21 protein-coding genes and 3 tRNA genes are annotated in these 21,580 nt (G+C 48.8%); 9 read left to right on the top strand and 15 right to left on the bottom strand.

Annotation, left to right across the window (positions count from 1 at the left end; all coding sequences use genetic code 11):
• Positions 1-66 precede the first annotated feature (66 nt).
• The gene (gene tsr, locus ESM_RS0111665; RefSeq protein WP_000919638.1) at positions 67-1,728 is read left to right on the top strand and encodes a methyl-accepting chemotaxis protein; all 1,662 of its coding nucleotides are present in this window, start codon (positions 67-69) and stop codon (positions 1,726-1,728) included.
• A gap of 42 nt (positions 1,729-1,770) precedes the next feature.
• On the opposite strand, the gene ESM_RS0111660 is transcribed toward tsr, so the two are convergent.
• From ESM_RS0111660 to ESM_RS0111650, 3 genes are all read right to left on the bottom strand, one after another.
• Positions 1,771-3,042 carry a TRAP transporter large permease gene (locus ESM_RS0111660; RefSeq protein WP_000118645.1) on the bottom strand — a complete coding sequence of 424 codons (1,272 nt, stop codon included), beginning with the start codon at positions 3,040-3,042 and terminating at the stop codon, positions 1,771-1,773.
• Positions 3,039-3,512: a TRAP transporter small permease gene (locus ESM_RS0111655; protein WP_001210260.1), complete on the bottom strand. Its 474-nt coding sequence runs from the start codon at positions 3,510-3,512 to the stop codon at positions 3,039-3,041. Before ESM_RS0111655 ends, ESM_RS0111660 begins: the two co-directional genes overlap by 4 nt.
• A gap of 62 nt (positions 3,513-3,574) precedes the next feature.
• Complete coding sequence (locus tag ESM_RS0111650) at positions 3,575-4,546, bottom strand: C4-dicarboxylate TRAP transporter substrate-binding protein (RefSeq protein WP_001468480.1); 972 nt, start codon at positions 4,544-4,546, stop codon at positions 3,575-3,577.
• Positions 4,547-5,276: 730 nt separating this feature from the next.
• Between ESM_RS0111650 and ESM_RS0111645 the strand changes: the two genes are divergently transcribed.
• Positions 5,277-6,929, top strand: coding sequence for a Na+/H+ antiporter (locus tag ESM_RS0111645; protein ID WP_000404375.1), 1,653 nt, complete (start codon positions 5,277-5,279; stop codon positions 6,927-6,929).
• A gap of 122 nt (positions 6,930-7,051) precedes the next feature.
• On the opposite strand, the gene ESM_RS0111640 is transcribed toward ESM_RS0111645, so the two are convergent.
• A complete protein-coding gene (locus ESM_RS0111640; protein WP_000091590.1) occupies positions 7,052-7,957 on the bottom strand; it encodes a GntR family transcriptional regulator in 906 nt (301 codons plus the stop codon).
• Between the two features lie 138 nt (positions 7,958-8,095).
• On the opposite strand from ESM_RS0111640, the gene ESM_RS0111635 reads away from it, so the two are divergent.
• Entirely contained in the window at positions 8,096-9,118 is a 1,023-nt protein-coding gene (locus tag ESM_RS0111635; protein WP_000106014.1) for a zinc-binding alcohol dehydrogenase family protein, read from the top strand.
• Positions 9,119-9,296: 178 nt separating this feature from the next.
• Here ESM_RS0111635 and opgB read toward each other — a convergent pair whose 3' ends face one another.
• The 6 genes from opgB to ESM_RS0111605 all read right to left on the bottom strand — a co-directional run bounded on the left by opgB (position 9,297) and on the right by ESM_RS0111605 (position 15,006).
• Positions 9,297-11,588: a phosphatidylglycerol--membrane-oligosaccharide glycerophosphotransferase gene (opgB, locus tag ESM_RS0111630; protein ID WP_010378274.1), complete on the bottom strand. Its 2,292-nt coding sequence runs from the start codon at positions 11,586-11,588 to the stop codon at positions 9,297-9,299.
• A gap of 254 nt (positions 11,589-11,842) precedes the next feature.
• Positions 11,843-12,337 carry a DUF2501 domain-containing protein YjjA gene (gene yjjA / locus ESM_RS0111625; RefSeq protein WP_001517700.1) on the bottom strand — a complete coding sequence of 165 codons (495 nt, stop codon included), beginning with the start codon at positions 12,335-12,337 and terminating at the stop codon, positions 11,843-11,845.
• Positions 12,338-12,385: 48 nt separating this feature from the next.
• Positions 12,386-13,123, bottom strand: coding sequence for a DNA replication protein DnaC (gene dnaC, locus ESM_RS0111620; RefSeq protein ID WP_000799916.1), 738 nt, complete (start codon positions 13,121-13,123; stop codon positions 12,386-12,388).
• A 2-nt stretch (positions 13,124-13,125) separates the two neighbouring features.
• Positions 13,126-13,665 (bottom strand): primosomal protein DnaT, encoded by a 540-nt coding sequence (gene dnaT, locus ESM_RS0111615; protein ID WP_010378269.1) that lies wholly within the window; start codon positions 13,663-13,665, stop codon positions 13,126-13,128.
• Between the two features lie 106 nt (positions 13,666-13,771).
• Positions 13,772-14,245, bottom strand: a complete 474-nt coding sequence (locus ESM_RS0111610) for a threonine/serine exporter (RefSeq protein WP_000538195.1) — start codon at positions 14,243-14,245, stop codon at positions 13,772-13,774.
• Positions 14,236-15,006, bottom strand: a complete 771-nt coding sequence (locus tag ESM_RS0111605) for a threonine/serine ThrE exporter family protein (protein ID WP_001468486.1) — start codon at positions 15,004-15,006, stop codon at positions 14,236-14,238. The genes ESM_RS0111610 and ESM_RS0111605 overlap by 10 nt, the downstream gene beginning before the upstream one ends.
• Before the next feature lie 627 nt (positions 15,007-15,633).
• On the opposite strand from ESM_RS0111605, the gene ESM_RS0111600 reads away from it, so the two are divergent.
• Together ESM_RS0111600 and bglJ are read left to right on the top strand one after the other, a co-directional pair.
• Positions 15,634-16,359 carry a helix-turn-helix domain-containing protein gene (locus ESM_RS0111600; protein ID WP_000936620.1) on the top strand — a complete coding sequence of 242 codons (726 nt, stop codon included), beginning with the start codon at positions 15,634-15,636 and terminating at the stop codon, positions 16,357-16,359.
• Entirely contained in the window at positions 16,317-16,994 is a 678-nt protein-coding gene (gene bglJ, locus ESM_RS0111595; RefSeq protein ID WP_001517702.1) for a DNA-binding transcriptional activator BglJ, read from the top strand. The genes ESM_RS0111600 and bglJ overlap by 43 nt, the downstream gene beginning before the upstream one ends.
• 36 nt (positions 16,995-17,030) lie before the next feature.
• On the opposite strand, the gene fhuF is transcribed toward bglJ, so the two are convergent.
• On the bottom strand, positions 17,031-17,816 hold the full coding sequence (gene fhuF / locus ESM_RS0111590; protein WP_000331548.1) for a siderophore-iron reductase FhuF: 786 nt from the start codon (positions 17,814-17,816) through the stop codon (positions 17,031-17,033).
• A gap of 140 nt (positions 17,817-17,956) precedes the next feature.
• On the opposite strand from fhuF, the gene ESM_RS0111585 reads away from it, so the two are divergent.
• On the top strand, positions 17,957-18,193 hold the full coding sequence (locus ESM_RS0111585; RefSeq protein WP_001468488.1) for a DUF1435 domain-containing protein: 237 nt from the start codon (positions 17,957-17,959) through the stop codon (positions 18,191-18,193).
• 38 nt (positions 18,194-18,231) lie between these two features.
• Here the strand turns inward: ESM_RS0111585 and ESM_RS0111580 are convergent.
• The 4 genes from ESM_RS0111580 to rsmC all read right to left on the bottom strand — a co-directional run bounded on the left by ESM_RS0111580 (position 18,232) and on the right by rsmC (position 19,895).
• Positions 18,232-18,318, bottom strand: a tRNA-Leu gene (locus ESM_RS0111580).
• Between the two features lie 32 nt (positions 18,319-18,350).
• A tRNA-Leu gene (locus ESM_RS0111575) sits at positions 18,351-18,437 on the bottom strand.
• Between the two features lie 28 nt (positions 18,438-18,465).
• Positions 18,466-18,552, bottom strand: a tRNA-Leu gene (locus ESM_RS0111570).
• Positions 18,553-18,863: 311 nt separating this feature from the next.
• Positions 18,864-19,895 carry a 16S rRNA (guanine(1207)-N(2))-methyltransferase RsmC gene (gene rsmC / locus ESM_RS0111565; RefSeq protein WP_001272304.1) on the bottom strand — a complete coding sequence of 344 codons (1,032 nt, stop codon included), beginning with the start codon at positions 19,893-19,895 and terminating at the stop codon, positions 18,864-18,866.
• A 102-nt stretch (positions 19,896-19,997) separates the two neighbouring features.
• On the opposite strand from rsmC, the gene holD reads away from it, so the two are divergent.
• Genes holD through yjjG form a run of 3 tightly spaced genes read left to right on the top strand, consistent with a single transcriptional unit; the run spans position 19,998 to position 21,518 of the window.
• Positions 19,998-20,411, top strand: coding sequence for a DNA polymerase III subunit psi (gene holD, locus ESM_RS0111560; RefSeq protein ID WP_000204034.1), 414 nt, complete (start codon positions 19,998-20,000; stop codon positions 20,409-20,411).
• Complete coding sequence (gene rimI, locus ESM_RS0111555; RefSeq protein ID WP_001092453.1) at positions 20,380-20,826, top strand: ribosomal protein S18-alanine N-acetyltransferase; 447 nt, start codon at positions 20,380-20,382, stop codon at positions 20,824-20,826. Before holD ends, rimI begins: the two co-directional genes overlap by 32 nt.
• 14 nt (positions 20,827-20,840) lie before the next feature.
• Complete coding sequence (gene yjjG, locus ESM_RS0111550; protein WP_000870712.1) at positions 20,841-21,518, top strand: pyrimidine 5'-nucleotidase; 678 nt, start codon at positions 20,841-20,843, stop codon at positions 21,516-21,518.
• The last annotated feature ends 62 nt before the right edge of the window (positions 21,519-21,580 follow it).

The raw sequence follows: 21,580 nt of genomic DNA, 5'->3' as shown, positions 1-21,580 counted from the left end.
CTACCTATAAAGTTTTCTCATTCCAGGCCGAAAATCCTGCTATCGGTCAACAGGAAAAGAGAAACCATGCTAAAACGTATCAGGATCGTGACCAGTGTACTACTGGTTTTGGCCATTTTCGGCCTTTTACAACTAACATCAGGCGGTCTGTTCTTTAATACCTTAAAGAAGGACAAAGAATACTTCTCCGTTTTACAAACCATTCGCCAGCAGCAATCTACGCTGAATAGCAGTTGGGTTGAGTTGTTGCAGACGCGTAACACCCTCAACCGCGCGGGTATCCGCTACATGATGGATCAGAACAATATTGGCAGTGGTTCAACTGTTGCCGAGCTGATGCAGAGTGCCACTCTTTCACTGAAACAAGCGGAAAAAAACTGGGCAGATTACGAGGCACTACCGCGTAACTCGCGTCAGAGCACAGCGGCTGCTACTGAGATCAAACGCAATTACGATATCTATCACAATGCACTGGCGGAGCTGATCCAGTTGTTAAGTGCGGGCAAAATCAATGCGTTTTTTGACCAACCTACACAGGGATATCAGGACGGGTTCGAAAAGCAGTATATGGCGTATATGCAGCAAAACGATCGTCTCTATGACATCGCCGTCACCGATAATAATGCTTCCTATAACCAGGCAATGTGGGTGCTGGCGTGCGTGCTGATCGTCGTACTGGCGGTGATTTTCGCCGTCTGGTTTGGTATTAAAACGTCGCTGGTGGCACCGATGAATCGCCTGATCGACAGCATTCGCCATATTGCTGGCGGTGATCTGGTGAAATCGATTGAGGTGGACGGTTCCAATGAAGTGGGTCAACTGGCAGAGAGTTTGCGTCATATGCAAAGTGAGCTGGTACGTACCGTAGGCGATGTGCGTAACGGCGCGAATGCTATCTATAGCGGGGCCAGCGAAATCGCCACCGGCAACAATGACCTCTCTTCGCGCACCGAGCAACAGGCTGCTTCGCTGGAAGAGACGGCAGCCAGCATGGAGCAACTGACCGCGACAGTGAAACAAAATGCCGAGAACGCGCGGCAGGCCAGCCATCTGGCATTAAGTGCTTCTGAAACAGCACAACGCGGCGGAAATGTGGTGGATAGCGTGGTACAGACCATGCGTGATATTTCTACCAGTTCGCAGAAAATTGCCGACATTATCAGTGTTATCGACGGCATTGCTTTCCAGACTAATATTCTGGCCTTGAATGCGGCGGTCGAAGCGGCACGCGCGGGTGAACAAGGTCGCGGTTTTGCGGTAGTTGCGGGAGAAGTGCGTAATCTGGCTCAGCGTAGCGCTCAGGCGGCGCGTGAAATTAAGACTCTGATTGAAGACTCGGTTGGCAAAGTGGATGTTGGCTCTACGCTGGTCGAAAGTGCCGGGGAAACGATGGCGGAGATTGTCAGCGCCGTGACCCGCGTGACCGATATTATGGGTGAAATTGCCTCCGCTTCTGATGAGCAGAGTCGTGGTATCGATCAGGTTGGTTTAGCGGTTGTCGAGATGGATCGGGTAACGCAACAGAACGCTGCGCTGGTGGAAGAGTCTGCCGCCGCTGCCGCCGCGCTGGAAGAGCAGGCCAGCCGCCTGACTGAAGCTGTGGCTGTATTTCGTATTCAGCAAGAGCAAAAGCGTCAGCGCGAAGTGTTGGTAGTAAACAGTGTGGCACCGGTTGCGCCGCGCAAAATTGCCGTTGCCGATAGCGGGGATAACTGGGAGACGTTTTAACACAATGACGCCGGATGAGTGCTTCATCCGGCGTTTTTATCGTTATACCAGGAACAGCGAAATTGCCGGGATATATGTGACCAGCAACAGCATCAGCAGCAGGGCTACCAGCAGTGGCAGAGATTGCTTAAAGAAATTACCTACAGAAACTTGCGTGATATTACACACCAGCAGCATCACGGTGCCCACCGGCGGCGTGAACGCGCCAATCGACAGGTTGAAGATCATGATGATACCGAAATGTACCGGATCGATACCAAAGTGTTCGACCACCGGTTTCAGTAGCGGCACCAGGATCAACAGAATGGCGTTTCCTTCCAGAAACATCCCCAACGTCAAAAGCAATACGTTGATAATCAAAAGGAACATATATTTGTTTTCAGTCAGCGAGGTGACGAAATTCGCCACCGCGACGCCAGCATGTTCCATTGAGAAAATCCAACCCAGGGCGGCGCTGGCCATAATCACCAGCATCACCGACGCCGTGGCGCGTGCGGTTTCACCGAGAGCTTTAACTACGTGGGAAACTTTCATTTCACGGTAGATGAAAAAGCCAATCGCCAGAACGATTAATACCGCTGCGGCACCTGCTTCCGTCGGGGTGAAGATATTCGCCCGAATGCCGCCGACTACGGCAAAAATCAGAAACAGCGCTGGCCACGCCTGACCGAGAGAGAACACCACTTCTTTGCCCGTTGGCCAGCTTTCACGCGAGGGTTTGGCGTTTGTTCTGCGGGCGACGAGGTAGACGGTAAACATCAGCACGACCGCACACAGCAAACCAGGCACCAGTCCGGCGATAAACATTTTGCCGATAGAGACATCCGCAACCAGACCGTAAATAATCAGGGCAATTCCCGGCGGTATGATTGGCGTGACTAACGAACCGCCAGCGGTAATGGCGGCGGCAAAGGCACGGTTGTAACCTTTGCGTTCCATTTCCGGCACCATCATGCGCGATAACATTGCTGCATCTGCAAGGTTAGAGGCACTGACACCGCCCATCATGGTGCTGACGAGAATATTCGCTACGCCCAGACCACCGCGCATTTTCCCCACCAGGACGTTGGCAATTTGTAAAATGCGTTCTGCAATGCCGGTGTAGCTCATTAGCGTACCCAGCAAAATAAAAAACGGAATAGCCAGTAGTGAAGGACTTTGCGTCGGGGCGATTAGCCTCTGGACGGCAATTTCGATCGGCACGCTGGAGAAGAATAAAAAGTAAGCGATGATGCCAATAAACATCGCCAGATAGACCCGAATGTTAAGAAATAAACAGACGATCATTAGCGGGATAATCAATAACCAACTCATTGTTTTTCGTCTCCGCTATGGGGTTGCTTTATATCGGTGATTAACCAGTAAAGGGTATAGAGAGCAGTTGCCAGCGCGCCGACGGGGACCGCCAGATCGATCCAGAACCAGGAAACTTTCAGTATTTGTGTCACTTTAAACTGCGCCATTTCCGCCAGCCGGTAGCCCAGCCAGGCCATATAAAGCAACACGCAGAGGGAGAGAAGGGCGACCAGAACAGCAATCACTCGTCTGATGGTGGCTGGCAGCATATCCATTACAAAAGGGATGGTCAGATGTGCCCGGTCGCGCTCTGCCACGATACCACCTAGCATCACCACCCAAATCATCAGCATCCCGGACATCTCTTCTGTCCACTGAATCGGTTGGCCGATGAAATAGCGCATAAATACTGCTCCAATTGTCATCACAACCAGAACAAACAGCGCAAAGGCAGCGCTAAACTCTGCCAGTTTGCCGAAAAAACGCATGAAACCTCCTGTAAGGGCTTGTCCTGCTTTTGTGAAAAAAGCAGGACGATTAGCATCGATACTTATTTCAGTTGTTGTTGAATGGTTTCATAGAGGCCAGGTGTCCACTCCGGGAACTGTGAGTAAACTTCGCGGGCTTTCTTACGGAATGGTTCGGTATCAGGATAGATAACCTCTACACCTTCAGCTTGCATGGCTTTCAGCATTTCAGCATCGCGCTCAAGAGTGAGCTTCTGGCTATAGAGCCCAGCTTCATAACCAGTCTGGTGAATCATTTCCAGTTGTTCCGGGGAGAGGGTGCTAAAGAAAGCTTCGCCACCAATCCAGACGGAGGTGTTGGTAAGGTAATTCACCATCGTCAGGTATTTCGCCTGCTCATAGAGTTTTTGTCCTTGCAGAACAGAAATCGGGTTTTCCACTCCGTCAATAACGCCCTGGGTTAACGCAGGATAAACTTCACCTAATGGCATTGGCGTTGGGGTTGCTCCCATCGCCTGAATAGCTTTTATCTGCATGACATTATTAGGCACACGGATTTTTAATCCCGCGAGGTCTTCAACTGTGCGGATAGGTTTTTTAGAAATGATCTGCCGGGTGCCATAAAGATAATTATTCATAACCACATGAATACCTTTTTTCTTCAGGCTTTCATTTTTCTGCTTGAACCAGTCACTTTCATATATTTTGAACAGTTTTTGCGGATCGTCGGTTAAATAGGGGCCAAACAGAATGCCCAAATCTGGTTCATAATCAGCGAGGAATGCGACATCACTCAGGGTAATAACATTCATCCCCATCATGGCTTGTTCAGTCACATCCTGTTTTGATCCCAATTGGGAACTGGGGTAAAGCGCCAGTGTTATTTCACCACCACTTTTTTTATTCAACAGATCCGCCCAGTGGCGCATGACAACATCCAGTGGTTCGCCGGGGTTATTTTCATAGGCAACTTTTATCGAAATCGGTTTTGCCTGAATTATTGTCGGCAGAAAAAGGGTGCTGACAGTAATTAGCATTGCTATTATTTTACTCATCTTCCACGTACTCCATGTTATAGAATAAATAACTCCAACATTACTATCTGGAGAGAAACATCATGAAAAAGTTGTCGTCTGTGCGAAAATAATCAGCGAATAGACTGACTGCTGCAAATGTTTCGTGAATTCGTGCTCCTGGTATGACTTTGCTGCTTTTAATCGGTTTTTAATATGATTTTTATTGTATATCCTTAAGTTATGCAATGTCTGATGAGTAATGGTCTGTTTTCAGATAGATAAGCATTTTTTTAGTATGCGTGTAGTTAGCGTATTTGTTGCGATTTTATAAGGCGGCGACAGGCTATTTCACATAAGGAGTGATTGTTTTTATTTTATAATCTACTGATAATTATTTAAATTGATAATATAAACAGAATAAATTTTCGGTTGACGGTGTATAGCGATATCCTTTAAATTTGTTAAATGCTGAATTGATTCATTTTTGTCAGTTATGTTATCGCCGGGTATTAAAAATGAGAGGTTATTCATATCTGGTTGAAATGTTTGAGTAAAAAAGTTTTTCTGTTGCGTATGCATGAGGAGGGTAGATCATAACCATTCACACTATGAATAAACAAAAGAAAAATAATAAGTTGCATTTCTTAATATACTCTCGTGAGTAAATGTTGCGATTAACGATTAATTGTAAGTAATAGATTGGATGTTATTCTTATGAAGTTAGGTTAGTTATATCCATTATTTATGCATGAGGATGCGGAGTAATTATATGGAAATACTTTTAACGATTTTAATTCTTACTCTGGTTGTTTCATTAACCAGTGTGCTGACACGTCTGTCTCCCATCCAGATTCCACTTCCTTTAATCCAGATTGCTGCCGGTGCATTACTGGCTCAGCCCATTTTTGGTTTACATGTGGAATTTAATCCTGAACTTTTCCTGTTATTGTTTATTCCACCGTTGTTGTTTGCTGAAAGTTCAAAAATACAACCTAAAGAGTTGATCAAACACAGTCGGGAAATCGTAGGTCTGGCGCTGATCCTGGTCTTAATCACTATTTTTGCCGTCGGCTACGTTATTCATTTACTGTTACCGAATGTTCCGCTTATTGCGGCGTTTGCATTGGCTGCGGTATTGTCGCCAACGGATGCTGTCGCATTGTTGGGGATCGTCGGTAAAGGACGAATCAACAAAAGCATTCAGGAAGTGCTTGAAGGCGAAGCATTAATGAATGATGCCTCCGGTTTGGTGGCGTTGAAGTTTGCTGTCGCAGTGACTATGGGGACGATGGAATTTAGCGTGTATGGTGCGACTATCGCCTTTTTTGTCGTGGCAGTGGGCGGTATTGCCGTTGGGATCGCCGTTACCTGGTTATATGGTAAAGGACTGTTGTTGATCAGCCGTTACGCTCACGATGAGCCTTCAATCCAGATCGTGTTGATGTTGCTGCTGCCGTTTATTGTTTATCTGGTGGCGGAGCATTTTGGTTTATCCGGCATCCTCGCCGCTGTTGCCGCAGGGCTAACGACCAGCCGTATTGGCGTCGTGCATCATGCGCCTATACGACTGAGAATTAAGGCGAAAAGCTCCTGGTCAATGCTGGAATATGTCTTCAACGGCATGGTATTTTTGATTCTGGGCTTGCAGCTTCCGGCCATCATTTCGGAATCACTGACCCGCGCACAACACGATCCATTAGTGCAAACCTGGTCGCTGGTGCTGGATATTGTGTGGATCTACCTTGCATTGATGGTTATGCGCTTTGGTTGGCTATGGTTGATGCGTCTGTACAGCCGCAGGCGGAAAAGTAATCATCCAATGCTGTTTGCCGGATACAAAACACGCCACTTGTTGTTAGCGACTTTTGCTGGCGTTCGTGGGGCTATAACTCTTGCGGGGGTGCTTTCTATACCGTTATTACTGCCCGATGGTGAACCGTTCCCTGGGCGCTATTTGCTGGTGTTTCTCGCTACCGGGGTGATCCTCTTTTCGTTGCTGTGCGGCATTATCATTCTGCCGCTGTTATTGGGGAAAAATGTTAGCCTGTTTAGCGATAACCGGCAGAAAGAAGAGATCGCCGCCGATTTGTTTATGTCTAAAATGGCTATCCTGAGCGTGCAAAAAACTCAGCAACGTTTGCTTGGTGCCAGCACGGAAAACCTCGATAATGAATTAATTATGGAAACCGGGGCCAGAATTATCGATTATATGCGGCGTAATGATGATGATATGTCGGCAAACGATAATTCGTTGCATATGCAACGGACAAAACTGGAAAAAACATTTAATCTGGCGGCGCTGAATGCCAAACGTGCAGCTATTTATCAAATGCGAGCAAGGCAAGAAGTGTGTGATGAAACACTGGCTAAAATTGTCAGTGAATTAGATGTACTGGAAGCATTAATTATGGACAGCCAATAATTTTATTGTTGTTTAATCAATAAATGATGGCTGAGTGTTGTTAACTCAGCATCGTTTATTATTGGCTTGATTTTTATGCCGTGATATAAACTCGGAATAGTAGTTTTTAATCTGTACTTAATTTAACGATGATGTTGTTTGACTGAGCGAATCATCGATTGCCTGGCGGTATCGAGATGATTACGCAGCGCGAGTACGGCATCTAAATCACTGCGGCAAATTAGCGCGCTAAGAATCGTCATATGCTCATCAATGGCAATAATATTACGTTGTTTCAGATCGCTTTCATCCCACTGATAATGACAGTGAAAAATCACCGATATAATTTCAAGTGTTTGATTAAAAAAGATGTTGTCAGCCGCAGATAGCAGCATGGCATGAAAATCGCGGTCTAACTGCGAAAACATACGAAAATTACTGCCAATGCTGTCACGCAGTGTCCGGTGGCGTTCGAGCAGTGTTTTTGCCTGTAGCCAGCGTGAATCATCATCTGGCAAATTCAGAAAGTGCTGTAACGCGTGTGTTTCCAGCATCTCCCGCAGTTCAAACAGTTGTTCGGCATAAGACTGATCGAACTGCTTCATGCTCCACTGCCCGCGTTTTTCGCTCTGAATCAGACCATAGCGGCCAAATTTTAAAAGGTATTCTCGAACCACGACCGGGCTGACGCCTGCCGTCCGCGCCAGTTGCAGCTCGGAAAAACTCTCTCCGGCGCGTAGCTGACGCTGGTTAATCATGGTGAAAAATGCCTGCTCGAAAATGTAGTTTTGCTCTGTCAGCGAGACTGTGATGCAATCGAAACCATCGTTCTGTTCGGGTTTGCGGGCGACAACATAATCCTTTCCCACCTGGGTGAGCACGCCGCATGCGCTTAAATGCTGGAGTATGTGGCGTACCGTGGTGCGGCTAATGTTATACATTTCTGCCAGTCCACTTTGTGAAGGGAGTGGGGATGGAATATTTCCCCGCGCCATATCTTCAATCACCTGGTTTATGACGTTATGACGTAAATTCTGTGAACGACTCATTGTTCCCTCCAGTACGGCATTAAAAACCGATTTAAAACATTTTTATGCGTGATCATCCGCATATTTCATGGGCAAATTCAGTCGCTCTTATAAATTCGACGATATCTGGGAGTAATAAAATAAAAGGAGCAGTGAATCATGTCTACAATGAAAGTCTTAATTTGTCAGAAAATAAAGAGTTTAGTCTGGAAAATCCGGGAAAGGCCGGTGGCAGGCGACGATGAAGCATTAATTAAAATTAAAGCTGTCGGAATTTGTGGTACAGATATTCATGCCTGGGCGGGTAATCAGCCATTTTTTAGCTACCCACGTGTTTTAGGTCATGAAATATGTGGGGAGATTATTGATGCAGGGAAAAATATTCACAATTTTAATATTGGGCAGCAAGTTGCAGTAATTCCGTATATCTCTTGTCAGCAGTGTCCTGCGTGTAAAAGTGGTCGCACCAACTGCTGTGAAAGAATTTCAGTCATTGGTGTGCATCAGGATGGTGGTTTTAGTGAGTATCTGGCAGTGCCTGCGGCTAATTTGCTACCCGCAGACGGCATTGATCCGCAGGCGGCTGCGTTGATTGAACCTTTCGCCATTAGCGCTCATGCGGTACGTCGTGCGGCAGTTGCGCCCGGCGAGCAGGTGCTGGTGGTCGGTGCGGGGCCAATCGGTCTGGGCGCGGCGGCAATCGCTAAAGCTGATGGTGCACAGGTGGTAGTGGCAGATACCAGTCCGACTCGCCGTGAGCATGTAGCAACGCGTCTGGAACTGCCGGTGCTGGATCCTTCAGCAGAGGATTTTGATGACCAGTTGCGGGCGCAATTTGGTGGTTCTTTGGCGCAGAAAGTGATCGACGCGACGGGTAATCAACATGCGATGAATAACACAGTTAATCTGATTCGCCACGGCGGCACGGTGGTATTTGTCGGCCTGTTTAAAGGCGAGTTGCAATTCTCTGACCCGGAGTTCCATAAAAAAGAAACCACAATGATGGGTAGCCGCAACGCCACGCCGGAAGATTTCGCGAAAGTCGGGAGATTGATGGCGGAAGGGAAAATCACGGCTGACATGATGTTAACCCATCGCTATCCGTTCGCCACGCTGGCGGAAATCTATGAGCGCGATGTAATTAACAATCCTGAGTTGATTAAGGGCGTTATTACTTTCTGATAATCGGATATTGGTAAAGTTGCCATGCAGCGCTCGGGGACGTGTTGGGCGCTGTTTTTTTACGTTTCAATAATATACCGCAGAACGGATAAGGCGTTCACGCCGCATCCGGCAGTTGTGTGCCGATGCCTGATGCGACGCTTGCGCGTCTTATCCGAACTACAACCAGGCAATATTATTACCCTTCACGCTCAACCACTTTGATTTCCACCATACCAATGCCGAGCTTACGCGGCGAGTGGCCGAGAATGTTCCCTTCGTTGGTTGCGACAGGTTCCGGTGGAACAATCACCAGCGTATCGGCATCGGTTGGGTTATCGAAATGCAGCGTATTGGTGGTCACTTCATTACCCAGCACGATGGTTTGTTCTTCATTGCCTACGCGTACCGGAATGGGGCGGCCGGCGTTATTACCATAGGCTTTGGCGGTGATCACCAGGTCAAATTTCTTCGGCAGCGGATGTTTGTACTCGATTTTCACTTCATCGCCTAACTGCGCGTTTGACCAGCGTCCCCAGGATTCCGGGCGGGAAATTCCACTGAACTGTTTCACCTCTTCCGGCGCACCAGCGACGTTAAAGATGAAACTGTCTGCTTTGTAGCGAATATCGTTATCGACAATTTTCAGCGTATCAACATTCTCTTTGTAGCGTTTCATGTCGATGACCGTGTCTTTAAACGCTGTTTTGCCTTTCCATTCAGGCTTATCAACATGCTGCACAATTTGTTGTCCGCCAAGTTGACCTTGTGAGACGCACCAGTCGGTAGAGAGCGCCAGTTCCGGTGCCCACAGTTGCGCCATCTTGTAACAGCGGTCAACCCAGACGAAATTGTCTCGTGGGGCGAAATCAGCTAACTGGAAACGCAGAGGTGCGGAGTATTCACTTTCTGGCAGAGGCTCCACGCGTTTATCTGACACGCGTAACAGCAGTGGCAGGCGGAAGTGGCTTCCTGAGAATGCGATCATGTTTTTGTTCTGATCAATGGTGAACGTTTTCATCTCGGTAGGGAATTTCCACAAGCGGATGATATCCGGCTTCCACGCCAGCACTTTCTCTTTAATGTTGAGGAACACTTCTGATATTGACTGACCAGACAGGCTGCTGCGTCCGAGACCGAGGAAGTTATCGCCTCCGAGAATATCCAGCACGGTAGCGCCGTTATCCATCGTGTTACGCTTCACTGCCAGCGTCTCTTGCTGCGGTTTGTCGCCACGGATGACAAAAAACAGGTTGTTGCGATCCTGTTTGTTCAGGTATTTCCACGCGGTGTTGTTCATCGCCAGATGGTCGGAAGAGACCACTATAACGGTATCTTTAAACCACGGAGAGGCTTTGATTTTGTTGATAAACGCCGCGATGTTCTCCTGGCTGCAACTTACCGCGCTGAATGACTGGTTCGGTTTTCCGTCAAAATCATATTTTTTGCGGTTACAGGTACGTGAGATAAAACCATCCGGGTGATGGGTATCGACCGTCAGAGTAAACAGCGAAAACCGTTGGCCGGAGCGAGACAGTTCTTCAAATTTTTTCCATGCTTCGTCCAGCACCGTATCGTCGTAGTATCCCCAGTCGTTGCGATAATGCGGGTCTGCCACCACGCTTTTCAGTTCTTCCGAACCGTATAAATGGTCGAAGCCGTGTGATTTCAGGAACACATCTTTACCCGCAAAACGCAGGTTGGCTCCCTGCACGAAATAGTTCTGATAACCGGAATTTTTCAGGATATCGCCCAGACAGATGTTCTGTGGGAAGAAGCTGGAAACGGATGCAGAGGCGTTGCCTTCAAACGGGGCAAACAGCGGAATGCCACACTGGGAGGCTACCATGCCAGCAATTGTGTAATCGGTTCCCGGCAGTTGCTGCGTATGGCTGAAATCCAGCCCTTCATTTTTTAGCGCCCCCAGTTCTGGCGTGAGATCCGGGAAAGCGTCGTTGTCAAAATAAGTTCGTTCGAGGCTTTCTCCGTAGATATAAACCAGGTTGAGTTTGGGGGAGGGGATGGTTTTTGACGGCTCTTTATAATAAGCCGCAAAGTCCGGATCGCCGTCGCGCGATTGGGATTTCACCAGTTCCGTTATCTGACGAAATGCCGGGCTGGCATCCACTGAACCCAGCGCCAGCAAGAGTGCCAAAAGGCTGTAGCCAAAATGGTGAGGATGATGTCGGCGGCGGCGAAGGATCCATCCCAGCGCGCCGAACACCGCCGTCAGTGCCAGCACAATGCCGATGCCTGGCAGGATATATTTGCTGACGCCTGCACCGGTCAGGCTGTTGGTTAAGGTATAGAGCACCGCGTCGTTAATACCATCGCCAGTAAAATAGTCGCTGGCAAACAGGGTAATATTTAAAACGACAAATAGCCCCAGCACCGTTAACGTGGCTGCAAACCACCAGGTGTTACGTCCCGCTTTCCATGCGTAGATCAGCACAGAGGCGAGAAACAGGGCGAAAGAGAGTAGTTCTGACAACGGGCGATCCTCACTAAACCAGGCCGTGTAGCCGATGTTTAAGATTTTTTGAGAAACACAATGTAATGGCGCTGCCATATTGCTGCAATTCTAGTGTCAAAAAAATGCGATGTTGTTAGGAATTAGTTTATAAACAGGCTTTTTTATTCAAGGTCGCGTCCCGCATAGCGGGGGATGAAAGCGTGAGAAGCGGGAAAAAGAGAAGGGGAGAGCCGCGCCAGCCGATTAACAGTTAAAACGCGGCATTATACAGATCAGGAGATAAAGTTCAGGCCTTGCTTTAATACCAGATCGCAGGCTTTGGTTTTCACTTTCTCCGCCAGCGGAGTGGTGCCGATGTTATCCAGATTAAGCTGCTGACCATCTTTGGTTTTCAGCAAACCCTGAATGCCATCCAGATAGTTGGTGTCTTCTTTCTGTTCTTCGCTGTTCAGGCCCAGCTTCTCCAGTACCTGATTTTTGATGTTTTCCGCGTCGGTCACTGAAGCCAGCTTTTGTTTCGCGCAATATTGCAGAATACCTGCGGCATTGTTCATATTGTCTGCGCTTAACGCCTGGTTGCCACTGCTAAGCAGACTCGTTAATGAAGAGAGCGACCAACCACCTTCCTGTGTGGTGCTGCTCTGGTTGCTTAACTCGCTGGCGGCGCTGGAAAGCGCATCTTTCCAGGAAGCGGCATGTGTCCCGGCAGAAATGAATGCGGTGGTGACAATTGCACAGCACAGAAGGTGTTTAACAGTTTTCATCATCATTACTCATAATGGAATTTTGTCGCAGTATAACGCCGGAAATGGGGATTAATACTCTTTACCCGTTACCCGACTACGATAACTGTCCCAGTTGAAGATCACCCACAGGCTGTTGCCCAGGCGCATACGATCCATAACGCGTTCGCCCAGCAATTTCGTCATCTCCTCCATATTGCTGTTGGTCAGCATCCCGGTCGGGCGTTTGGAAGAAGAACGACGATCGACGATCTGGTTGATGATCACTTTTTCGTATTTCGATTCGGTCTGTACACCGATCTCGTCGATCACCAGCAGATCAACGTTGCTCAGATCGTTGAGCAGTTGCTCTTCGCTGGTGCTGCTATTTCTGAAAGTATCTTTCATCGCTGACATAATATCGGCAACAGTAATAATCAATACCGATTTGCCGCGTAGCAGTAGTTCGTTGCAGATCGCTGCCGCCAGGTGGTTTTTACCGGTTCCAGGCTTGCCAGAAAAGATAAAGCTGGCTATGTTGCCGTCGAACTCGTCGACATACTGGCGCGCTTTGCTCAACGCATTCATCTGCCCTTCGCATTCAACACGATAGTTCTCAAAGGAGCAGTTCTGATGCAGCGGACGAATGCCGGAGCGGTTAAAGGTGCGCTGCATTTTCATTGCCCGGTTCTCGCGCTCCAGAGCGGCGGCGCGGAGCGCTCCTTGTTCTTTCTGCCACGCCAGAAGCTCTTCACCCGTTTTGAAGGCGGGTTTGATATGGGCAGGCATCATTTTTTGCAGACGTTGCATCAGGTCGCCAACGTTTTTCATCGTTACCCTCTGAATCCCGGTGGAATTTGGCTGTCAGGTTCGCTGACTGTGTTCACATCTCGTTTCGGCAGTCCGCCATTGCTGGCACGACCAATTTGCAGACTGCGCGCCAGTTTTTGTTGCCATTGCACATGATGAAAGACTTTGCCTTCCGCCTGCCAGTAGGCAATGAATGAGGCCAGTTCTTCGGCGGTGGCGGGTTCTCTTAGCGCCACGCCCCATAATGCGGCCAGGCGAGTAAAATCAGCATCTGGCCGCCAGTCCGGGTACATGGCGAATTTTCCCATCGGTACGGCAACGGGGGGAGTTTGCGGTTCCTGATAGAGTTGATCGTCCAGAGCGACATCGCTTCCTGGACGTGCCAGCTTTTCTTCCAGCGCCAGCAGTTCAGCAAGACGTGAGGGCGTGACGGCATAAAACGCCGGAGCGTTGTTAGCAAATACGGCAACCATACCGCCTTCAGCTTTTGCCAGAACGGTCTGGTGATCGTGTACCAGGGCGTCAATACCAACGACGTCCGGGGTCAAAACTCTGGAAGACATACTGTTTCTCAATATGGAACGATGAACGAGAAGGGAGATTACTTTTATAGTAACACACGGATGAAAGGAGGCTGTCTCTCATCCGTGTGCTTTAAGCGAGGCAATTTTATACGCGAGGGCGCTTGCGGTACAACCATAATCCAGGAATGGAAAGGCCGATGGATAACGCGCCAACAATTGATGATGCCGTAAGAAAGTTGGTTAACAGGGTAATCATCAACGGCTCGCTGTAACCTAACTGGCTGATTTTTACGGCTGAAATCATTGCTGTATAAGCAGAGATACCGGGAAACATAGGGATAACGGCTGCCACGGTAAAGACTTTCGGATGCGCCAGATACCAGCGTGACCATTGAATACCAATGGTGCCGACCAGCATGGATGCCATAAAGGTTGACCATTCAATATTCAGCCCGGTATTCATTAAGATCATTCGAGAGCCATGACCAATCGCGCCAAGCAGTGCACACCAGCGTAACGCCCGAACCGGCACATTGAATACCATCGCAAAGCCGACTGCAGGAATTGCCGCGAGGATCATATCCTGCACTAGTGCTAAGAGAAATTCGATCACACCCATCCGCGTAGTCCCCAAATCGTGAGTGCCATCACCACGCCAACGCAGGTAGCCAACGTCAATAGGCTGGCAATCGCCCAGCGTGCCAGCCCGGTATTGATGTGCCCTTTAAACATATCAGCGACGGCATTAATCAACGGAAAGCCCGGCACCAGCAGCAGAACGCTGGCAGCCATCGCGATTGTTGGCGTATTGCTGAAGGCAGGGAGTTGTAAAAGCAAACCAGAAATCGTGGTGGCGGCAAATGCGGTGATGCAAAAGTTTATCTGAGGGTGGAGATGACGTTGCGCCAGTAGCTGACGGATATACATTGCGACCGTGCTGGCAAAGAAGGTGATGACGGCACCATCCCAGCCACCTTTATTGAGCTTACAGAAACAGGCGCATGACAGACCAACCATCAAGGCGACCAGCCATCTCGGGTAACGTAAGGGTTGAATCTGGCTAAAACGTTTCTCCACGCCTTTGTAATCCAGCAGGTGATGCTCCGCCAGAATCACAATATGCTGAACTTCCGTCACTACATGCATATTAATGCCGCGATCGTGATTTTTGCGCGTAGATGTCAGGCATTGCCCATCTTTAATGGTAGTAAGCACAATGGCGTTCGAAGAGATAGAACTTTCGACGCAGTCCATTCCCAATGCCCGACCCAGTCGCGAGGAAAGCTCATCAACTAACGCGCTTTCCGCTCCATGTTGCAAAAGAAATAATCCACACTGGATACAAAGCCGTGTTACGGCCCGCTGTTGCTCAGTCTGCATAACTCGTCCTTTGTCATAGACGTGCTGCGTATTGTTCAAATAATGAGACCCCATTTGTATCATGAAGAGCGGTTGTTTTGGGGTAGGTTAAGATCAAAATTGCGCTGATTAGTCCTGGTTGGCGGGTGAAGTTCAGTGGCGAAAAGCGAATTTTTTATCGCTGCAAAAAAATTATCATATGAATATTATAATTATAATGAATTTATAATTTGTCTCTTACGGATTAGAGTAATGGATGGCCGTTCGTGCTTTTGAATTTTAAACAGATAAAATCATCAGATTTTACTGATTTTTTTTGTGCAAATGCTGGCGAGATGTTTTTTGTTCGATGGGAAGGCGGTATTTTAATTATATCTTAAACTAATGGAATCCCAGGGTTTCCATTAAGTATTTCTAACAAGTTAATTTAGTTATTTTAAATGTCTCCAGGCTATTTCACCAGGTTATCATTTGATGCTAACCTTCTGACACATGCCGTGGAGTTATTGTGCAGCAGGAGTATGCTGATATGAAAGTGAATGCTAAGGATAATTTATTCGCTTAATCTATTAATTTGCTGGAAGCATTTAAGGAATGAATATCCTGAATAAACCATCATGATTTTTAGACAGTGGATGTGGAGGAAATATGTTGCCAGGATGCTGCAAAAATGGAATTGTTATCAGTAAAATACCGGTTATGCAAGCAGGGTTAAAAGAGGTCATGAGGACTCACTTCCCTGAATATGAAATAATATCCAGAGCCTCCGCGGAGGATCTTACCTTATTACAATTACGTCGCTCCGGATTAGTCATTGCCGATTTAACCGGCGAAAATGACAATCCACATTCCGTTTGTGAACATTATTATTCATTGATCTCACAATACAGGGAAATTCATTGGGTTTTCATGGTTTCGCGTGCCTGGTACTCTCAGGCGGTAGAACTGCTTATGTGCCCGGCAGCGACGTTACTGTCCGATATCGAACCCATTGAGAATCTGGTTAAGACGGTTCGTTCCGGTAATGCGCATGCAGAGCGTATCAGCGCCATGCTGACCTCCCCGGCAATGACTGAAACTCAGGATTTTAGCTATCGCACCGTCATTCTGACACTTTCAGAGCGCAAGGTACTGCGGTTGTTAGGCAAAGGATGGGGCATCAACCAGATAGCTTCATTGCTTAAGAAAAGCAATAAAACCATCAGCGCACAAAAAAACAGTGCGATGCGTCGGCTGGCAATTCACAGCAACGCTGAGATGTATGCATGGATAAATAGCGCGCAGGGGGCAAGAGAACTTAACTTGCCTTCGGTTTATGGAGATGCCGCAGAATGGAACACAGCCGAATTAAGAAGAGAAATGTCGCACTCATAGAGAAGTGCGTCATGAGTAGTATCGGTATTGAAAGCTTATTCAGAAAGTTTGCGGGTAACCCTTATACACTCCATATCTATAGAAGCCAGGAGGCGTTTCAGGATGCGATGTCGCGGGTCTCATTTGCGGCGGTTATTTTTTCTTTTTCTGCCATGAGAAGTGAGCGCAGAGAGGGATTATCTTATTTGACTGAGCTGGCTATTAAATTTCCGCGTACCCGGCGTTTAGTTATTGCGGATGATGATATTGAAGCACGATTAATCGGATCATTATCGCCATCACCGTTGGACGGTGTATTAAGTAAAGCATCGACGCTGGACATTTTTTATCAGGAGCTGTTTCTGTCATTAAATGGCGTGCGTCAGGCTACCGATCGCCTGAACAATCAGTGGTACATTAATCAAAGCCGGACGCTAAGCCCAACGGAGAGAGAAATATTGCGTTTTATGTCGCGTGGCTACTCAATGACACAAATTGCCGAGCAGCTTAAACGAAATATTAAAACGATCCGCGCGCATAAATTTAATGTGATGTCGAAACTGGGCGTCAGTTCCGATGCTGGGTTGTTGGAGGCTGCAGACATTCTGTTATGTATGCGGGTTTCAGAAACAAGCAATGTGTTGCATTCCTTTTAATACGCTAATGCCGGGTTATCACCCCGGCAGAGTTTTTCATTTCAGCGTACAGTCGCCGCATTGCTGTACATCCGGCAAGCGATAACGTTGGCAGCAGGTACGGCGCACCAACAGGCCGTCGCGCAGCACCACCGTACGCCAAAGAGGATTATCTTCACCCGTGGAGAGTGTTTTCTCAAAAAAGAGAGCACGGCGAAGTGATTCAACTGTCGCATCACCAAGTAACTGCTTCATCTCAGTCAAATACCAGTTGATCAGATAGCCGGTATTACTCCAGATAAGTTTGCCATTGATTTCGCCGGTGGCTTCTAATGCCTGCACAACCGGGGCGATCGCCTGACTGATTAACTTTTCCATTCGCTGCTGTGGCAAATGCGGAGCGTTCTTGTCCTCACACACGTCGATCCAGAAACAGGCGGCACGCCCGGTTTCGTGAAACTCAACGTGAAAATGTTCCGGGGAAAGATCTAACGCTTTTTCCTGTGTTAACAGCGCCAGCATTAATGGCGGCATCATCAGACCGATATACCATTGCGCCCACAGTGAGATCAGCGGCTTATTCTCGCGGAGCATCAATGGTTGATTGCGGTAGATATGATCGGAATAAACAGCCAACAGGGAACGCAGGGCCGTTGGAGAAGACCATTGCGCCAGCGTCAGGGCGCTAAGTGGGGCGGGTTCATCCAGACGGATAAACTCCAGCAAATGTTCACGATGTTCTGCGATCGTCGCACGTACTGTTTCCGCAAGTGTTGGATCTTGCGGCTGGAGATGCGTTCGCCAGATAACATCTTCAAGAAGCGGTGCGGAACGATAGGCCATAATCGTGATAGTAATCTAAATGATAATGATTGCTAATCCTAGCGATAGGTTTAAACGATAGCAAGGGATTTTGCTAACTTGCAAACGATAAAAATTATCATATGATATTGCTTATCATTATCAATAAAAGAGATGAAACCATGTTGCAACGTACACTGGGCAGTGGTTGGGGAGTGTTGCTGCCGGGATTGCTGATTGCAGGACTGACGTATGTGGATTTATCGCCGGAACTGTGGCGGATTGTCATGCTGATGGGATTATTGGTGACACCGCTGATGCTGTATCACAAACAGTTACGGCATTATGTTTTGTTGCCATCGTGCCTGGCGCTAATTGCGAGCGTCATACTGATGATAACGAGCTGGGATCAAGGATGATAAAACAGGGAAGAAACAAGAAAGGAAGTAAAGATAATTGGTGCGAGGGGGGGGACTTGAACCCCCACGTCCGTAAGGACACTAACACCTGAAGCTAGCGCGTCTACCAATTCCGCCACCTTCGCACAGTCATCTTACTTTTTTGATATCGCCTCGTTGGTGCGAGGGGGGGGACTTGAACCCCCACGTCCGTAAGAACACTAACACCTGAAGCTAGCGCGTCTACCAATTCCGCCACCTTCGCCCAGTGCGAGCAATATCAACGTGGTTTTTGGTGCGAGGGGGGGGACTTGAACCCCCACGTCCGTAAGGACACTAACACCTGAAGCTAGCGCGTCTACCAATTCCGCCACCTTCGCATACCATCAATTCTTAAAAAAGAATTGCTACCACGGAGGCGCATTCTAGTGGTTTTCAGTTTTTCGTCAATAGTTAATTGTCGCCTGATGTGTGATTGCTGGAAAAATGGCCATCAGTGGATTGTGGATAATTCGTTTGTCGGTCAGATCAGGCGTTCACGTCGCATCCGACATGGCTTGTGGCTGTATATGCCAGATGCGACGCTGACGCGTCTTATCTGGCCTACGGAGGGCTAACGTACAGGTTTTGTTGGTTGGATAAGGCGTTTACGCCGCATCCGACACGGCATGCGGCGACAGGTGCCAGAGACTTAACCTTTCTTCGCCTGGCGGGTCATAATGGCGCGATACACCTTGAAACGCCCGGTTTGTGCGATGACTTCATGGAAGCCAAATGTTTCATCCAGCAGATCCGGATAAGGCAGGAACGCATTCGCTACAATCCGCAACTCGCCGCCGCTATTAAGATGACGTACCGCGCCGCGAATCAACGTTTGCGCAGCATCAAGGCTGGTTTGCATTCCATCGTGGAACGGTGGGTTGGAGATAATCATGTCAAAACGACCTTTCACCTCGGAAAAGACGTTGCTGGCAAAGACTTCACCTTCAACACCGTTAGCGGAAAGTGTCGCGCGACTGGCTTCTACTGCCGGTGCGGAGACATCGCACAAGGTGAGGCGAATTTTCGGTGAATGGTGCGCAAAAGCAACCGAAAGCACGCCTGCACCGCAGCCGACATCCAGCACTTTGCCTTTCGTGTGCGGAGTAAATGTCGAAAGCAGCAACTGGCTACCGACATCCAGGCCGTCACGACTAAACACGCCCGGCAACGTTTTGACCGTCAGGCCATCAACGTTGTATTCGCCCCAGAATTTATCAGCATCAAACTCCGGCTGCTTTTCCAGACGACCAAAATAGAGGCCGCAGCGGCGGGCGCTGTCTACCTTATTCAGTGGTGCGTAGTCCGCCAACATCTGCTCGGCGCTGCGCACACCGCTGCGGTTTTCGCCCACGACGAAAATATCTGTCCCTACCGGCAGTAGTGACAGTAGGTTCATCAGTTGGAATTGCGCTTCTGGTTTGTTCTTCGGCCAGTAGTAGATCAGCGTATCGCAATCTGCGACGTCGTCCGCCGTAGCGATCAGGCTAAAACGGGCGTTATCACCCATCTGGCGACTTAACACCTGCCAATGGTGGAATTGCTGGGTATGAGCACGACTGGCCGCGGTATCTAAACGCGCGGGCAGGTCATCCTGTAAGTCACCGGCAAACAGAATACGGCTTTGTTCGAAATCATCACTGTGGCGCAGCAAGACTTCACTTGCCGGGGTAAATGCAGACATGGAATGCTCCTCAATTGATACTGGCGGCGATTATAGCCATATGTTGGCGCGGTATCGACGAATTTGCTATATTTGCGCCCCTGACAACAGGAGCGATTCGCTATGACATCCCGACGAGACTGGCAGTTACAGCAACTGGGCATTACCCAGTGGTCGCTGCGTCGCCCTGGCGCGTTGCAGGGAGAGGTAGCCATTGCGATCCCGGCACACGTTCGTCTGGTGATGGTGGCAAACGATATTCCCGCCCTGACCGATCCGCTGGTGAGTGACGTTTTGCGCGCATTAACCGTTAGCCCCGAGCAGGTACTGCAATTGACGCCCGAAAGGATCGCGATGCTACCGCAAGGTAGTCGCTGCAACAGTTGGCGGCTGGGCACTGATGAACCGCTGTCACTGGAAGGTGCCCAGATAGCATCCCCGACGCTCACTGAATTACGGGCAAACCCAACGGCACGCGCCGCGTTATGGCAACAAATTTGCACATATGAACACGATTTCTTCCCTCGAAACGACTGATTTACCAGCGGCTTTTAACATTGAACAACGCGCCCACGCCTTTCCGTGGAGCGAAAAAACCTTTGCCAGCAACCAGGGCGAACGCTATCTCAACTTTCAGTTAACGCAAAACGGCAAAATGGCGGCGTTTGCGATTACGCAAGTGGTGCTGGATGAAGCTACATTGTTCAATATTGCTGTCGATCCCGACTATCAGCGTCAGGGATTGGGAAGGGCGCTACTGGAGCATCTGATCGACGAACTGGAAAAACGCGGCGTGGCAACGCTATGGCTGGAGGTCCGCGCCTCAAACGCTGCCGCCATTGCCCTGTATGAAAGTTTAGGTTTTAACGAGGCGACGATTCGCCGCAATTACTACCCCACCACGGACGGTCGCGAAGACGCCATCATCATGGCGTTGCCAATCAGTATGTAAGACAAGGTGGAATAATGAAGTGGGACTGGATTTTCTTTGATGCCGATGAAACGCTGTTTACTTTTGACTCGTTCACCGGCCTGCAGCGGATGTTTCTTGACTACAGCGTCACCTTTACCGCTGAAGATTTTCAGGACTATCAGGCCGTTAACAAGCCACTGTGGGTGGATTATCAAAACGGCGCGATCACTTCATTACAGCTTCAGCACGGGCGTTTTGAAAGCTGGGCCGAACGACTGAACGTCGAGCCAGGTAAACTCAACGAGGCCTTTATAAATGCGATGGCGGAAATCTGCACGCCGCTGCCGGGCGCGGTTTCCCTGCTTAACGCCATTCGCGGCAACGCCAAAATCGGCATCATCACCAACGGCTTTAGCGCCTTGCAGCAGGTGCGTCTGGAACGCACGGGCCTGCGTGATTATTTCGATTTGCTAGTGATTTCCGAAGAAGTTGGTGTCGCCAAGCCGAATAAGAAAATTTTCGATTATGCCCTGGAACAGGCGGGCAATCCTGACCGTTCACGAGTGCTGATGGTCGGTGATACTGCTGAGTCCGATATTCTCGGTGGTATCAATGCCGGGCTTGCGACCTGCTGGCTGAATGCGCACAACCGTGAGCAACCAGAAGGTATCGCACCCACCTGGACCGTTTCATCGTTGCATGAACTGGAGCAACTCCTGTGTAAACACTGATTGCCTCCCCCCCGTTGATGGGTAAAATAGCCGCAATTTTTCGTTTTCAACAAGCGCGGCGC

The organism is Escherichia sp. TW09308 (genome assembly GCF_000208565.1).
GTDB classification, from domain to species: domain Bacteria; phylum Pseudomonadota; class Gammaproteobacteria; order Enterobacterales; family Enterobacteriaceae; genus Escherichia; species Escherichia marmotae.
The sequence above is the reverse complement of the archived record's forward strand: the minus strand, read 5'-3'. Positions and strand labels throughout refer to the sequence as shown.

Bases quoted from the DNA above. Each gene is read 5' to 3' on its own strand.
- yjjA (WP_001517700.1), bottom strand. From the start codon at position 12,337: ATGATGAAAACTGTTAAACACCTTCTGTGCTGTGCAATTGTCACCACC.
- bglJ (WP_001517702.1), top strand. From the start codon at position 16,317: ATGGAACACAGCCGAATTAAGAAGAGAAATGTCGCACTCATAGAGAAG.
- ESM_RS0111660 (WP_000118645.1), bottom strand. From the start codon at position 3,042: ATGAGTTGGTTATTGATTATCCCGCTAATGATCGTCTGTTTATTTCTT.
- holD (WP_000204034.1), top strand. From the start codon at position 19,998: ATGACATCCCGACGAGACTGGCAGTTACAGCAACTGGGCATTACCCAG.
- rimI (WP_001092453.1), top strand. From the start codon at position 20,380: ATGAACACGATTTCTTCCCTCGAAACGACTGATTTACCAGCGGCTTTT.
- ESM_RS0111585 (WP_001468488.1), top strand. From the start codon at position 17,957: ATGTTGCAACGTACACTGGGCAGTGGTTGGGGAGTGTTGCTGCCGGGA.
- ESM_RS0111645 (WP_000404375.1), top strand. From the start codon at position 5,277: ATGGAAATACTTTTAACGATTTTAATTCTTACTCTGGTTGTTTCATTA.
- ESM_RS0111640 (WP_000091590.1), bottom strand. From the start codon at position 7,957: ATGAGTCGTTCACAGAATTTACGTCATAACGTCATAAACCAGGTGATT.
- ESM_RS0111650 (WP_001468480.1), bottom strand. From the start codon at position 4,546: ATGAGTAAAATAATAGCAATGCTAATTACTGTCAGCACCCTTTTTCTG.
- tsr (WP_000919638.1), top strand. From the start codon at position 67: ATGCTAAAACGTATCAGGATCGTGACCAGTGTACTACTGGTTTTGGCC.
- dnaC (WP_000799916.1), bottom strand. From the start codon at position 13,123: ATGAAAAACGTTGGCGACCTGATGCAACGTCTGCAAAAAATGATGCCT.
- dnaT (WP_010378269.1), bottom strand. From the start codon at position 13,665: ATGTCTTCCAGAGTTTTGACCCCGGACGTCGTTGGTATTGACGCCCTG.
- yjjG (WP_000870712.1), top strand. From the start codon at position 20,841: ATGAAGTGGGACTGGATTTTCTTTGATGCCGATGAAACGCTGTTTACT.
- ESM_RS0111610 (WP_000538195.1), bottom strand. From the start codon at position 14,245: ATGGGTGTGATCGAATTTCTCTTAGCACTAGTGCAGGATATGATCCTC.
- ESM_RS0111605 (WP_001468486.1), bottom strand. From the start codon at position 15,006: ATGCAGACTGAGCAACAGCGGGCCGTAACACGGCTTTGTATCCAGTGT.
- fhuF (WP_000331548.1), bottom strand. From the start codon at position 17,816: ATGGCCTATCGTTCCGCACCGCTTCTTGAAGATGTTATCTGGCGAACG.
- rsmC (WP_001272304.1), bottom strand. From the start codon at position 19,895: ATGTCTGCATTTACCCCGGCAAGTGAAGTCTTGCTGCGCCACAGTGAT.
- ESM_RS0111600 (WP_000936620.1), top strand. From the start codon at position 15,634: ATGTTGCCAGGATGCTGCAAAAATGGAATTGTTATCAGTAAAATACCG.
- ESM_RS0111635 (WP_000106014.1), top strand. From the start codon at position 8,096: ATGTCTACAATGAAAGTCTTAATTTGTCAGAAAATAAAGAGTTTAGTC.
- ESM_RS0111655 (WP_001210260.1), bottom strand. From the start codon at position 3,512: ATGCGTTTTTTCGGCAAACTGGCAGAGTTTAGCGCTGCCTTTGCGCTG.